Here is a 13,253-nt window from a genome sequence, read left to right on the forward strand (position 1 = left end):
CGAGTGGACTCTCCGCGCCGTGCTGACCATCGGTGCGCCCGGCCAGGCCGACGCACCGTTCCAGGTCCTCACCCCGCATCCGAAATGCTTCATCCCCGCCGAGGCAAGGACACCGGCCACGATCCGACCAACCGGACTCGTCCAGCGACCCGCGCCACACCCGACATGGTTTGGTGAAGAGCAAGTAGGCCCGTGCTGAGACGTCGCGTGCGAATCGCGAGTGGCAATGTTCGCTGACCGCGCCTATTCACCAGCGCAAGCTGAACCGCCTCCTAGGCCGCGGAGGCTCCCCGAACGTCGGCCCCGGTCGGGAACGAGCCCCCCAGCCCGGCCGGGGCCGACCTCCACCTCACGAGCCCGGGAACCTTCATGACCTCCGACGCAAATGACACGGCACACCCTGTAGCGCGATGGCCGGTCACAGTAGACGCCTATGACTTCGGAATGCTCGCACATAACTACCAGCCCTGGGCAGGCCGCCAGAAACGAGACACCGGCCGTTTCGAGCCTTTGAGACACGACGCGCCAGTTGATTATTCGTGGCCCCATGCATACTGGTTTCCCGACTGGGTAACAATCATAATTGCACGATCTTTTCTTGACGGGAAATTTTTTCCCTACCAAATAATTACCGACCTGGAGGACCCTCTTAGAAAGGAGGCGGCGCATACACTATGGTTTGCGTGCGAGGAGCATTCGTGCGCCGAGTGCGGGGTTTCTCCCGTGAATAGCTACGTCATTCTGACCCCTTATCGAGACTCCGTCCTTGTTCCCGAGATAAACACAGCAAATTGAGTGCAATCGAAAAATGGAACCCCAAAAAACCTTGAGGAGCTTTGTATACCGCGCTCACGAGGCAGGCCATGTCACCAGCCGCCGCCTACGAGTGGCGCTACTTCCTGCGCCAGGTCGCCCACCTCTACCGCCGCGACCAGCTCGCCGCCGATTACCCTCTCCGACTTCTGCCGTGGTGCGAGGAGCACCGCCCGTTCGGACTTCGCCACGAACGCTACGGAATCAGCGCATCGCGCGTAGCCGCGCCTGCCCCCGAATGGACGTGCTCCCAATGCACGAACCTTCTAAACGGAAATCGAAAGGAGATAAATACGCATGACCGGAGCCCTTGACTCGCGTCAGCCACAAAATGACCCACTTCTGCCCCCGGTGCATCGATTTCCCGTAAACGCCAAGAACCCTCCCCTGAGCGACGAGCCCCCCAGTTCCACACGCCCGTTCATTCTACGCGACATAACGGCACGCCAGGTTCACCCGCTACCAGCATCGAGGCACCGTACAGCGGCCGGCAACACGTACATTTCCAACAAATGCAACAGCGACGGTAAGATGATCGAAGACGGATACACGGTGCCCGATGACTGAGGCCACCGATCCGTTCGTCGTAATGGCTGGCGTCCGAGACTGGGCGGTCAAGCAGGTTGGCGCCGAACTCGACAAACGCGGCGTCCGCTGGGAACAGCTAAACACCGCAGATTTTCCCGTCGCATCGCGCCTTGCCGCAACACTCACCTCCGACGCGCAAAATTGGCGAGGATCACTTCGCGACAATGTGAATACGCTGGCGCTAGATCAAATCACTTCCATCTATTATGGGAAACCGACAGAATTCGAAATGCCAGCAGGCATGTCCGGTCCCGAACTTCGTTTCAGCCGAGCCCAGGCGCGAGTCGGACTGGGTGGAATCTTGGCGAGCCTGCCTGTTCGATGGTTCTCGCACCCGTCCGCGATAGCCGACGCGGCCTACAAGCCACGCCAGCTCACGTTATTCAAGCGAGCAGGATTGGTTATCCCGCCCACGCTAATTACCAACGATGCGCAAGCGGTTCGCGCCTTCGCTGAATCTGTCGGCGACCTGATAGTAAAGCCCCTGGCCGAACCCATAGTGTACGAATCCGGAGGTGAGGCACTCGTTTACACGCGCCGTGTGGGGCCAGCTGAACTGGATTCCCTCCACGGCGTGGAGCTGACCGCGCACCTGTTCCAGCAGTGGCAGGCCAAGTCGTACGAGGCCCGGGTCACCGTCGTCGGGGATCGAATTTTCGCAGTTACAATTCACGTCGACAGCGAGAATGGCCTGGTGGACTGGCGGTCCGACTACGATTCGCACACGTACAATGTGATCCAGGTTCCCGAACAAGTGCGCACAGGAATACTCCGATACTTGAAAATATCCGGTTTAGCGTTCGGCGCATTCGATTTCGTTATACGCCCGGATGAGTCGTGGGTGGCCCTGGAGGCGAACGCGACTGGCGCGTGGGGCTGGTTGGCGGAAGCATGTGACCTGCCGATCGCTTCGGCGATCGCCGACGAACTGATGAAGGAGTAGCTCCGTGGATGGCATCGACATTGCCGACTGGGCGCCCCGGGCATCCGCCCTCGCGGATCACATGGTGGCAGCAGGGGTGCTGACGGACCTGGCGTGGCGCGCGGCGTTCGCCGCCACGCCGCGTCACCGGTACGTGCCCGCGATCGTCGACAACGGCCAGTTGATCACGACCGATGATCCGCGCTGGCTGGACATGGTCTATGCGGACGAAGCCCTCACCACGCAGGTCCGCCAGGTTCCGGCAGGGACGACCGAGGTGAGCGTTCCAAGCTCGTCATCGAGCAAGCCGAGCGTCATGGCCTCGATGCTGGAGTTGCTCCAAGCTCGGGAAGGGCACCGAGTGCTGGAGATCGGCACCGGTACCGGATACAACGCAGCACTGCTCTCACACCGGCTCGGCTCGGACATGGTGGGTTCGATCGAACTCGACCCGGACTTGGCCGACTCCGCCCGCGAGCGTCTCGCCTCGACCGGCCGCCATCCGCGGATCGTCGTCGGTAACGGGGCGGCGGGTTGGCCTGAAGGAGGGCCATTCGATCGGATCATCGCGACGTGCGCGGTCTCGTCGATTCCGCCAGCGTGGATCGACCAGCTTGCGCCCGAGGGCCGGATTGTGGCACCGCTCGACGCCGCCACCGCTGGTCCGTTACTGGTGCTGGACAAGACCGCCGACGATGAGGTGGTCGGCGTGATCGATCCGTTCCCTGCTCTGTTCATGCCGCTGCGCGACGACGTGAGCAACCCTCTCGCCCCGGGCCGAGTCCTTTCGACCGGGGTTTTCGGGGTGCCGCACTACGGCATGACCGCGCTGGACCCTGCCACCGCGCTCGATCCGGATTTCGCGTTGTTCCTGTGGTTGCACGCGCCCGGAATCCAGATGGGCAGGATGGACAAACAGGACCTCGTGGTCGCCCACCGTGGCAGGGTTCGGGCGGAGGCAAGTCTGAGCCCGAACGGGGACGGCAAGCATCGTGTGCGGCAATATGGGCACTATCGGCTGTGGGACATCGTCGAGCACGCGGCCAGCGCGTTCGACAACCTTGGCCGGCCAGGCGCAAACCGCATGGGCGTCACGGCCGCGAACGTGACCGGCTGTCAGTACGTCTGGCTCGACGATGCGGAGGGAGACCACTCATGGCCTCTCACCGGAAGCGCCGATTAGACAGCACTCGAAAGTAACCGCTGACAAGCGGCATACAGCACCTCAAAATCCCCGTCTCGGCACGCCTCGCCGAGACGGGGATTTTGAGTAGTGGACGAGCATCCCGCAGACCTCCCGAAGTGGCACACCCTCACACCACTCCGGAGCCCGCACATGACCGATCCGTTCACCACGGTTGCCACCGAACTCCCGCGCGACCGCTGGGGCCGCCCGCTGATCACGCCGCCGGGCGAGACCGAGGCCGTCCCCTACACCCGGACCACCACCTTCGTCGGCGTCCTGGAGGACACCTACCACCTCGGACAGTGGCAGATGCGCATGGTCGCGCTCGGCATGGCCCAGCGCCGGGACCTCCAGCTCGCCGCCACCGCGATCACGAACCCGAAGGACCGGTTCCAGAAACGGACCCTCAACGACCTCGCGAAGGCCGCCCTCGAAGCCGCCTCCGGCTCGGCCGCCGCCACGATGGGCACCGCGCTCCACACCTTCACCGAGAACATCGACAAGGGCCTCCCCCTCGGCTACATCCCCGAGGAGTTTGAGCCCGACATCGAAGCGTACCGCCAGATCACCGAAGGCTTCACCGTCGTTGCCATCGAAGGCTTCTGTGTAAACGACGCGCTCCGCGTCGGCGGCTCCTACGACCGCATCATGCGCGTCCCGGTCGGCGGCCTCGTCGCGCCCGACGGCGAGCTGGTCGAGGGCAACGTCATCTGGGACCTCAAGACCGGCGGCTCCATTGACGCCGGCCTCTTCGGCCTCAACAAGATCGCCATGCAGCTCGGCGTCTACGGCAACTCCCTCGACTACGACCACACTCTGGGCACCCGGACGCCGCTTCCCGACGTCCACCCGCGCTGGGCCATCGTCTGCCACCTCCCGGCCCGCTCCGGTCAGGCCCAGCTCATCTGGGTCGACATTGCGGCCGGATGGGAGGCCGCCTCGGCGCTCGCCCCGGGCGTCCACTCCTGGCGCAAGCGCAAGGACATCGGGACGCCCTTCGCCGCGGTGACCGCGCGCCCGACCGCCACGCCCATCCCGGAGATGATCCGCCGCGCCGCGTCCTACGCGGAGCTCAAGGGCATCCACGCGATGCACCAGGACATCTGGACGCCCGGCCTCACCGCGCTCGCCTCCGTGCGTAAAGCCGAGCTGGAGTCCACCTCCTCGTGACCACCGCCGGGCGGGGCCATCACGGTCCCCGCCCGGCCTTTCCTCCTGGGGACAACGTGATCCGATCCATCCTCCACTACTTCATCCCGGCCATCGGCCGGCGAAGCGCCGCAGAGGCCGTCGAGTTCGGCCGAGCCCTCGACCATGGCTTCGGCTTCATCACGGTCGGCCCGCTCGCAATCCTCGTCGATCTCCCCCCGTTCCTGCGCAAGGCCGCGGAGCCAGTCCCCCGCGAACCGTCCATTGCCGACCTCAACACCGCGATCCGGACCGCCGAGGCCGCGCAGGAAGCCGCCGCGAAGACCTGCCCGCAAAGCTGAGCAGACGCGCTCCATCTCGCAGAACTCTCCCAGTGAGCCGGGAAAAGCCGGCTCACTCGCGAGGCACGAGAAGGAGCAGCGCCCCCGCATGAGCGACGAATTCAAGGACCCGAGCACCGCGACCGGCATCGAGTGGAAGAACTTCAACGGTTCCCTCTTGCTGGTCAAGGTTCACGGGCAGGAGCACAGCATCAAGACTGTCCACGGGGACTCCTCGGCCATCCGCGCCGACGTCTTCGTCTTGGACGGCGACCACAGCGGTGAATCCTATGTGGACACTCTGGTCTTCCCGAAGGTCCTCCAGTCCCAGCTCAAGCCGTCCATCGGTGCGATGGTGCTGGGCCGGCTGGGCCAGGGCCACAAGAAGCCGGGCCAGAGTGCCCCGTGGACGCTGGCCGCGGCGACGGCCGAGGACAAGACCCTCGGCCGGGAGTTCCTGGCCAAGTCGGTCGACACTCCCTTCTGATCTCGCCACCGAGATCGTCACGGTCGGGCCGAGTAGCTGAGCCAGGCCCCTCCCGGAGACACGGCTGGACCGGGCGGCCCGACCACCCCGCCCGCTGGTAGCACCCAAGAACTTTCGAGGAGACGCACGTGAACGAGACCGACGCCGCCACCGAACCGACCACCGCGCAGATGCGCGCGTACCTGCGCGCCAACCGTCCGGACCTGGAGGTCGGCGTCCGCGGCTTCCTGTCGGCAGCGGCCGTGAAGGCGTACCGCGAGGCGCACGGCCTGCCGGTCGAGGACTGACCTCTCCACTCCCCAAGAAAGGCGCCCGTTCCCTCCCCAGGGAACGGGGGCCTTTCTGCACCCGCTCCAAGGAGATCCACGAGTGACCCTCGACCTCGACCGCGTTGATGCTGCCTGGCTGGCCGGTCTACTGGACGGCGAAGGGTGCTTCGACGCCCCGCGCGGCAACCCCCGCGTTCGCGTGAAGATGACCGACTTCGACGTCATCCTCCGCGCCGCCGACCTCATGCAGGCGAAGACCCATCCGGAAATCGTCCCGGATCGCAAGCCGTTGCTCGTCGCCCAGATCACCGGCGAGCCCGCGGTGGCCGTGCTCCACGCCATCCTGCCGTTCCTCGGCTCCCGTCGCTCGGCCAGGGCCACCGAGATCATCGTGGCCCAGCGGCAGAAGGCGGCCCGCCACCCCGCACGACGGCTGACCCTGGCCTCCGCCGCGTGAGCAATCCCAACGCGGCCAAGGGCGCGCGCTGGGAGCGGTCCGTCCTCGACTCCCTCCGGGAGGTCTTCGGGCGGGCCGCGATCCGGCCCCGTCAGGAGGGCCACATCGACGTAGGAGACATCCATCTCTCGCCGTTCGCCCTCCAGCTCAAGGACGAGGCGAGCCACAACTTCTCCGGCTACCTCAACGACGCCGACAAGCAGGCCACCGCGGCCGGCGAGCCCTACGGCGCGGCCGTCGTGAAGCGCCGCCGCTACGGCGTGGACCGCGGCTACGCCGTGATGACGCTGGCCACCTTCCGCCTCGTCGTCGCCCGGCTCCGCCGCGCCGAGCAGCAGCTCCTCCGCGCGAGCCCGGCCCTCTTCGACCAGCACATGGCCGACACCCAGAAGGAGAACGAGACCAAGTGACCGAACCCACCGAGATCGGCTGGACCCACGGCGCCGAGTTCGCTGCCGCGCCGACCGAGGGCCTCCCCGCCGCGCCCCGGCCGCACTCGCTGCGCGCCGCGCTCCCCGTGGCCGCGCGGACCCTCGTGGCCCTCAACGTCAGGTCCCGCAACACGGGCGTCCCGATCTTCGCGGGCATCGAGCCCGCAGAGAAGCGCCGTCGCCGCGCGGCCGGCAAGCGCCAGCGCGCGGCCCGCCGGGTGCACCGGGCGGCCTGAGTGCGCTACAAGGTCACCGTCACGCCTGACGGCGGCGAGCCCGCGCGGACGTTCGTCGAGGGCGCCCCGGCGCTCCACAACGCACTCGTCCGCGCGGGTGTGCCCGCCCAGCGCATCAAGGACGCCCACCCTGGCGACGGCGCCGAGACCCACACGGTCAACGCGCCCGGCCTGCCCTGGCACGGCAACACGGTCCGCTGGGTCGGCATGGGCTGGGCGGGCTTCCCGCGCAAGGCCGCCGTCCCGACTTACCGGCCGCCGAAGCCCGGCAAGGGTGTCTTCGCGGCAAAGTCCGGCGAGCCCGGCGCCGTCATCGAAGCCAACGGCCACCGGTTCGAGGTCTGGGAGAAGTCCGACCGGACCGGACGGGTCTGGGCCACCCGGCCCGGATCGCTGCGCTACTTCCTCGTCGCCCTCGACGGCCACGCCTACGACGAGCACGGCGGCGGCGAGTCCTGGCACCGCGGCTCGTCCACTTCGGACAAGAGGAGCTGATCATGGCACGTACTCACGCGGAGGCGCCGGAGCTGTTCCGGGGAGCCGTCACCACCACGATCGAGCGCGAGGGCCAGGAGCCCAGCGTCTCCACCTACTACTACGGCCCGTTCATCGACCGGCGCCAGGCGAGCGCCGCGGTCACCCGCGCGAAACGGCGCAACGACCACAACCGCGCGTACGCCGAGCGCTGCGGCCGGACGCATGGCAAGACTGTGGACGGCCACGTCGAGTCCACCGTGGCGGCCTGGGAGCAGGTCAGCGCGTGAGCAGTTACGCCCGGCAGTACGAGGGCGACGTCCTCTACCGCGCGTCCATCCGCCTCCTCGACGAGAGCGGCCACGTCGTCCACCACTACTACCTCGGCCCGTACGACACGGCCGGCAAGGCGAAGGCCCGCCTCACCGGGGCGACCCGTCACCGAGACCCGTCGCGGGTCGTCGGTCGCGTCGAGGAGGCCCACCCCGAGTGGAAGCCCATTGCCCTCGGCAACGAGGTCGTTCACGAGAGGGAGTGCACGAGTGCCGTTCCCGAATGACCCCGAGGTCGCCTGCCGACCGGACGGCGTGAGCTTCGAGGTCCTCCGCGACGCCTTCTACTGGGGGCAGGTCGACTCGTGGCGCATCCCGCGCGGATTCGTCACCGACTTCGCCACGATCCCGGCCGTCGTCTCCTGGGCCATCCCGAAGCTCGGCGCCTACACCCAGGCCGCCATCGTCCACGACTACTTCTGCTCGGTCGGCATCGCGGCCGGCGAGATCTCGGCGCGGGACACCGACGCCGTCTTCCGCCGCATCATGCGCGAACTGGACGTGGACATCGTCACGCGCTGGCTCGTCTGGGTCGGCGTCCGCTGGGGCGCCGTGTTCAACCCGATCCGTCGGCCCGAGTGGTGCAAGGACGCCCCGGCCGTGCTGGGCCTCACGGCCCTTGCCGCACCGGTCATCGTCCCCGCCTCGCTCCTGGCCGTCGGAGGCCGCCTGGTCCTGCGGGCGGCCTCCTCCGTGGCCCGGCTCTTCCGCCGGTAGCCGCGCCCACAGCGGAGGGCCCGTCGTCCACTTCGGACGTCGGGGCCTTCGTCGTCTCCGAAAGGAACTTCCCTTCATGACTTGGCGTAACTGCAACGCAAGCCTCACCCTCGTCGCCGCGGTCAACGCGCGATGGCCGGGCCGTGACAAGGCCAGCGACGGCACGATCGGCGACGCCGCGCACGCGTCGCGGACGTCCGACCACAACCCGTGGGTAGTGGTGGACGGCGTCGGTGTCGTCCGCGCCCGCGACATCGATAAGGACGGCATCGATGCCGGATGGCTGGCCGAGGAGCTGCGCAAGCTCGGCGCGGCCGGCGACCCGCGACTGGCAGGCGGCGGGTACGTGATCTGGAACCGGCGCATCACGTCGGATGACTTCTCACGCTGGACGCCGTACAACGGCTCCAACCCGCACACCCAGCACGTCCACGTGTCATTCTCCCGCAATCGCGCGGGTTTCGACTCGAACGCGCCGTGGGGCTTCCTCGGCGGAGTCACCTCGAACCCGGCTCCGGCTGGGCGTCCGGGCGTCTTCGCCTGGAATCTGCCGACAGGCCACTACTACGGCAATCTCCGTGGTCCTGCCGCCAGCCACGGCGGCTTCTACGGCTCGGAGCGCGACGAGGTCCGCAACATTCAGCAGTGGCTCATCTACCACGGCTGCGTCGCCGGTGTCCCGGCTTCGGCCTGGGCGACGAGCAGCTGGGCGGACGGCAAGTGGGAAGGCCCTACCGACACGGCCAGCCGGGTCTGGCACGACCGGTTCTACCCCGGCCAGCCCTACCCGACCCAGGTCTGGCGTGACGACTACGGCCGCCTGGCGCGTGCGTGAGCCCATCAGCTCGGTCCCGTCCTGAGCGGCCGAACCGCGTCAAGCCTGCCTTGACGTGAGCAGAACCGGGCCTCCTCGCAGAGGTCCCGGTTCGACGCCAAGGACGCGCACCGGAAGGCCCCGTCCTCCACCCGGAGGGCGGGGCCTTCCGTCGTTTAAACAAGCAGGAGCACCGTGGACCTCTTTAACGACCCCGCCCCCGCCGGGCCGTCGGATCGCCTCACCCTCGCCGCTCTCCTCGACCGCTTCGACGAGGTCGAGACCGAGTCCAACGGGTACGTCGTCACGTGCCCGGCCCACGAGGACGCGCGGCCGTCGCTGCGCGTCGGCTACAACGCCGAGTCGCGCAAGGTCGGCCTCAAGTGCCGCGCCGGATGCGAGACCAGGGACGTGCTCACGGCGCTCGACCTCTCGATGGCCGACCTCTTCGACGTCGAGCCCGGCCCGATCGACGATCTCCGCTCCGCGGGCCGCGTGCCTGAGAAGCCCTCGGTGGGCGACCGGGCCGCGCTCAAGTTCTACCTCGACCGTGCGATCCAGCACGCTCGCGACGCCGAGACCGCCGAGGCGCTCGACTACGCCTACCGCCGGTTCGGCGTTGACACCGAGAAGTTCTGGGAGCTGGGTCTCGGTTATGACGACGGCACCGTGGACGGCGGAAAGCTGATCCTCTCCCGCGCGCTCTACCACGACGCACCGCGGCTCGTGGTGCCGTTCAACGACTTCGACGGCCATCCGCACTACCTCCAGGCCCGCGCCCTGCGCGAGGAGGGCGTCCGCGCGAAGTGGTCGGGTCCGAAGAACCCCGAGGGCGCCGCGTGGTCGAAGTACGGCTACTTCTCCGGCGGCTCCGGCTGGGCCGAGGTAGTGGTCACCGAGGGCCCTGGCGATGCGCTCACCGCCGCCGCGCTCGGCTACGACGTCATCCTCATCCGCGGCGCCGGGCTCGGCGCGAACGCTGCGCTCGCCGACGAGCTGGCCGCCGGGCTCGCCGGGCGCCGCGTGGTCGTCGCCGGGGACGCCGACACCGCCGGGGCCAAGTTCACCCGCGACGTCGCCGCCGCGCTCTCGACGCGCAAGGTCGAGGTTCACAAGCTCACCATCCCCGTCGAGGGCGGGAACGACATCACCAAGTGGCGGGAGCTGGCCGGGGCGGCCTTCGACCGCGCCTTCGTCCAGGCCGTCCAGGAGGCACCGCGCTACGGCTCCGACGAGATCACGGTGGAGCAGATCGCCCAGGACATCACCCGCCTCTTCTCCGACGTCTACAACGCCAAGACGCTCCTCGCCGTGATCCAGGAGCAGGGCGGCGACGTCCGCTTCACCACCGAGGCGGGTTTCATCGCCTACCGGCCGGACGCCGGAACCTGGCAGGTCGACCACGCGGAGTGGGTCCGCTCGCAGGCCCAGACCGTCGCGGCTCGAGTCCAGCGCGCCATCCTCGACCGGATGCAGGCGATGGACACCCGCGTCGCCGGCATCGACGACAAGGCCCTCCGCGAGACCACCGGGGACCTCCTCGACGCCCAGCGCAAGAAGGCCCGCTCCGGATCGCTGGTCTCCTACGTCATGTCCACCAAGGGCATCGACTCCATGATCCGTGAGCTTCGCGCGCTCCCGGGGGTGTTTGCGTCCTACGAGGACTTCGACCAGCACCCTCACCTCCTCGCCTGCGGGAACGGGGTCGTCAACCTGGAGTCCGGCGACCTCGCGCCGTACTCCGCGGCGACCAAAGACCTCCTCCTCCTGCGCCGGGTCGAGACGTCCTACCTCAAGGGCGCCCGCAACCCGCGCTGGGAGAAGTTCCTCGGCGAGATCTTCGAGAAGTATCCGGACCTCCCGGCCTACATGAAGCGGCTCGTCGGCTACGGCATCACGGGGCACACCACCGAACAGGCGTTGGCTGTGTTCTACGGCGGCGGCTCGAACGGCAAGGGCGTCTTCATCGAGACCCTCACCGGGATCTTCAAGGGCATCTCCACCACCACGCCCTTCTCGACATTCGAGGTGAAGCCCTCCGGCGGCATCCCCAACGACATCGCCGCGCTCAAGGGCTCCCGGCTCGTCATGGCGTCCGAGGGCGAGCAGGGCCGCCAGATGGCGGAAGCCGTGATCAAGCGGCTCACGGGCGGCGACACGATCTCCGCGCGCTTCATGCGCAAGGAGTTCTTCGAATTCGTACCGGCTTTCCTGATCATGCTGGCGACGAACTACAAGCCCAACTTCCGCGGTCAGGACTACGGCCTCTGGAGGCGGGTCAAGCTCGTGCCCTTCGACCGCACCTTCACCGACGAGGACAAGGACAAGTACCTCACCGCCAAGTTCCTCGGTAAGCGCGTACCCGACGCCGCCTACCGCGACGGCGAGGACTACGGCGACGGTCCGGCCGGGATTCTGGCCTGGGCTGTCGAGGGCGCACGGGAATGGTTCCGCGAAACGCTCCAGGACCCCGAAGTCGTCACCAGGGCCACCGCGGAGTTCAAGGAGACCTCCGACAACCTCGCCGAGTTCTACGCCGAGCATCTCGTCAAGGACCCGAAGGGCCGGATCAAGGGACAGGACGTCTGGGGCCTCTACCAGGAGTGGTGCGAGGAGGAGCAGCTCGACCGCAAAGAGCGCTGGAAGCGCTCGACGTTCTGGAAGGCCCTCGAAGAGCGCGGCGCCGTCAAGACCCTACCGAGCGGGACCGTGACCTTCAAGGGCATCCGCAAGCGCCGCCCCTCTGAGCACGGTGCCCCCGAGAAGACCGCCCCCGGCAACTCGTCTGAGGAATCGCGAGCAGAAGCCGAGCGCCTCGCAGAAGTACCGGTGGAAGGCGCGGTCGAGGCCCCCAGCCTCGACGCCTTCCTCTGATCGAAGGAGCACAAGCACCCGATGTCCAAGCGCACGAACGTCCTTGCCACCCCGCCCTCGCTCGACGAGATCTTCTCCACCGCGTCGGGCGTTTCGGCTCACGCCAAGGGCACCTTCCGGCACGCCATCGACGACCTGGAGCTGGCGAACGCCCGCTTCGCCGACGTCGAGACCCAGGCCGCCGTAGAGGCCGCCCGGCTGGAGGACGTCCGCGCCGAGGCCGCCGCCCAGCGGCAGGACAACGCCGTCGTCATCGAGAACCTCCGGACGCTCCTGGGCGAGTAGCCCTCCGCCGGTCCACCACCAGGCCCCGCCTCCCCGCCCGGGAGGCGGGGCCTTCTCGCGTTCCCACGCCCGCCACCAAGAAGGACGGCGGCCCGTGAAGATTTTCAAGCACCGTGTAAACGGGGACGAAATCCCCATTCACTTCCCTGAGCACGGCGAGGATCTGGCCGGCTTCGAACGGTTCCTCACCGCTCTCCCCCCCATCATCGCGCTCGACACCGAGACCACCGGCCTCAAGATCTACTCCAAAACCTTCAAGTGTCGACTCGTCCAGTTCGGCGATGCCCGGGAAGCGTGGGTGCTTCGGACCGACCGGTTCCGGGCCGCGATCCAGCGCGCACTCGCCCGCCTGGACCTCCGCTTCGTCGCGCACAACGCGGTCTTCGACCTTCTGGTCCTCGACCGGTGCGGCCTCGCGTCGCTGGAGTCACTCGGCCCGCGGGTGTTCGACACCTACATCCTCGGTCACCTGTGCGACCCGCGAACCGAATCCGACGGCGGCACGGGCCTCGGCCTCAAGCCGATGTCCACTGTGTACGTCGACTCCGACGCCGCCGACACCCAGAGCGGCCTCAACGGGATCTTCCTGGAGCTGTACCGGGCCTGGAAGAAGACCGTCTCGCGCGACGAGATCCTGGCGTGGCAGCAGCAGTACCCGAAGAAGCCGCACGTCGCGTACGGCTTCACCCACGTCGCCATCGACCACCCGCTCTACGTCACCTACGCCGGGCTCGACGTCGTTTACACCGCCCGGCTCCTCGCCGAGCTGGGTGTCATCATCAAGCAGGCCGGGCTTTCGAAGCTGGCCCAGTTCGAGCACCGCGTCCAGCTCATTCTCGCCCGCCAGCAGCGCCGCGGCCTGTTGGTCGACGTCGAGTACACGGAGAAGCTCATCCGCC

The 13,253-nt window shown here is 67.7% G+C and carries 16 protein-coding genes and 2 pseudogenes; all 18 read left to right on the plus strand.

The annotated features are described in order from the left end of the window. A pseudogene (locus NYF13_RS35465) lies at positions 1-199 on the plus strand (hypothetical protein); the annotation flags it as partial. Positions 200-1,372: 1,173 nt separating this feature from the next. After that, a complete protein-coding gene (locus NYF13_RS35470) occupies positions 1,373-2,344 on the plus strand; it encodes an MvdC/MvdD family ATP grasp protein (protein ID WP_315661914.1) in 972 nt (323 codons plus the stop codon). Between the two features lie 4 nt (positions 2,345-2,348). Next, on the plus strand, positions 2,349-3,506 hold the full coding sequence (locus tag NYF13_RS35475) for a methyltransferase domain-containing protein (RefSeq protein ID WP_315661915.1): 1,158 nt from the start codon (positions 2,349-2,351) through the stop codon (positions 3,504-3,506). 153 nt (positions 3,507-3,659) lie between these two features. Then, positions 3,660-4,679 (plus strand): hypothetical protein, encoded by a 1,020-nt coding sequence (locus NYF13_RS35480; RefSeq protein WP_315662517.1) that lies wholly within the window; start codon positions 3,660-3,662, stop codon positions 4,677-4,679. Then, complete coding sequence (locus tag NYF13_RS35485) at positions 4,676-4,999, plus strand: hypothetical protein (RefSeq protein ID WP_315662518.1); 324 nt, start codon at positions 4,676-4,678, stop codon at positions 4,997-4,999. The genes NYF13_RS35480 and NYF13_RS35485 overlap by 4 nt, the downstream gene beginning before the upstream one ends. 88 nt (positions 5,000-5,087) lie before the next feature. Beyond that, positions 5,088-5,465: a hypothetical protein gene (locus NYF13_RS35490; protein WP_315661918.1), complete on the plus strand. Its 378-nt coding sequence runs from the start codon at positions 5,088-5,090 to the stop codon at positions 5,463-5,465. A 128-nt stretch (positions 5,466-5,593) separates the two neighbouring features. After that, positions 5,594-5,752, plus strand: coding sequence for a hypothetical protein (locus tag NYF13_RS35495; protein ID WP_315661919.1), 159 nt, complete (start codon positions 5,594-5,596; stop codon positions 5,750-5,752). 82 nt (positions 5,753-5,834) lie between these two features. Then, positions 5,835-6,191: a hypothetical protein gene (locus NYF13_RS35500; RefSeq protein WP_315661920.1), complete on the plus strand. Its 357-nt coding sequence runs from the start codon at positions 5,835-5,837 to the stop codon at positions 6,189-6,191. After that, positions 6,188-6,601 carry a hypothetical protein gene (locus tag NYF13_RS35505; protein ID WP_315662519.1) on the plus strand — a complete coding sequence of 138 codons (414 nt, stop codon included), beginning with the start codon at positions 6,188-6,190 and terminating at the stop codon, positions 6,599-6,601. The genes NYF13_RS35500 and NYF13_RS35505 overlap by 4 nt, the downstream gene beginning before the upstream one ends. After that, positions 6,598-6,858 carry a hypothetical protein gene (locus tag NYF13_RS35510; protein ID WP_315661922.1) on the plus strand — a complete coding sequence of 87 codons (261 nt, stop codon included), beginning with the start codon at positions 6,598-6,600 and terminating at the stop codon, positions 6,856-6,858. Before NYF13_RS35505 ends, NYF13_RS35510 begins: the two co-directional genes overlap by 4 nt. Next, positions 6,859-7,353 carry a hypothetical protein gene (locus NYF13_RS35515; protein WP_315662520.1) on the plus strand — a complete coding sequence of 165 codons (495 nt, stop codon included), beginning with the start codon at positions 6,859-6,861 and terminating at the stop codon, positions 7,351-7,353. A 2-nt stretch (positions 7,354-7,355) separates the two neighbouring features. Then, complete coding sequence (locus NYF13_RS35520) at positions 7,356-7,622, plus strand: hypothetical protein (RefSeq protein WP_315661924.1); 267 nt, start codon at positions 7,356-7,358, stop codon at positions 7,620-7,622. Further along, positions 7,619-7,891, plus strand: a complete 273-nt coding sequence (locus NYF13_RS35525) for a hypothetical protein (protein WP_315661925.1) — start codon at positions 7,619-7,621, stop codon at positions 7,889-7,891. The genes NYF13_RS35520 and NYF13_RS35525 overlap by 4 nt, the downstream gene beginning before the upstream one ends. Next, positions 7,875-8,381, plus strand: a complete 507-nt coding sequence (locus tag NYF13_RS35530; protein WP_315661926.1) for a DUF1353 domain-containing protein — start codon at positions 7,875-7,877, stop codon at positions 8,379-8,381. Before NYF13_RS35525 ends, NYF13_RS35530 begins: the two co-directional genes overlap by 17 nt. Before the next feature lie 76 nt (positions 8,382-8,457). Continuing rightward, positions 8,458-9,216 (plus strand): hypothetical protein, encoded by a 759-nt coding sequence (locus tag NYF13_RS35535; protein ID WP_315661927.1) that lies wholly within the window; start codon positions 8,458-8,460, stop codon positions 9,214-9,216. 174 nt (positions 9,217-9,390) lie between these two features. Further along, entirely contained in the window at positions 9,391-12,069 is a 2,679-nt protein-coding gene (locus NYF13_RS35540; RefSeq protein ID WP_315661928.1) for a phage/plasmid primase, P4 family, read from the plus strand. 21 nt (positions 12,070-12,090) lie between these two features. After that, positions 12,091-12,354, plus strand: coding sequence for a hypothetical protein (locus NYF13_RS35545; protein WP_315661929.1), 264 nt, complete (start codon positions 12,091-12,093; stop codon positions 12,352-12,354). A gap of 94 nt (positions 12,355-12,448) precedes the next feature. Then, a pseudogene (locus tag NYF13_RS35550) lies at positions 12,449-13,114 on the plus strand (hypothetical protein); the annotation flags it as partial. Between the last annotated feature and the right edge of the window lie 139 nt (positions 13,115-13,253).

It is taken from the genome of Amycolatopsis sp. PS_44_ISF1 (assembly GCF_032335455.1).
Taxonomy (GTDB): Bacteria; Actinomycetota; Actinomycetes; order Mycobacteriales; family Pseudonocardiaceae; genus Amycolatopsis.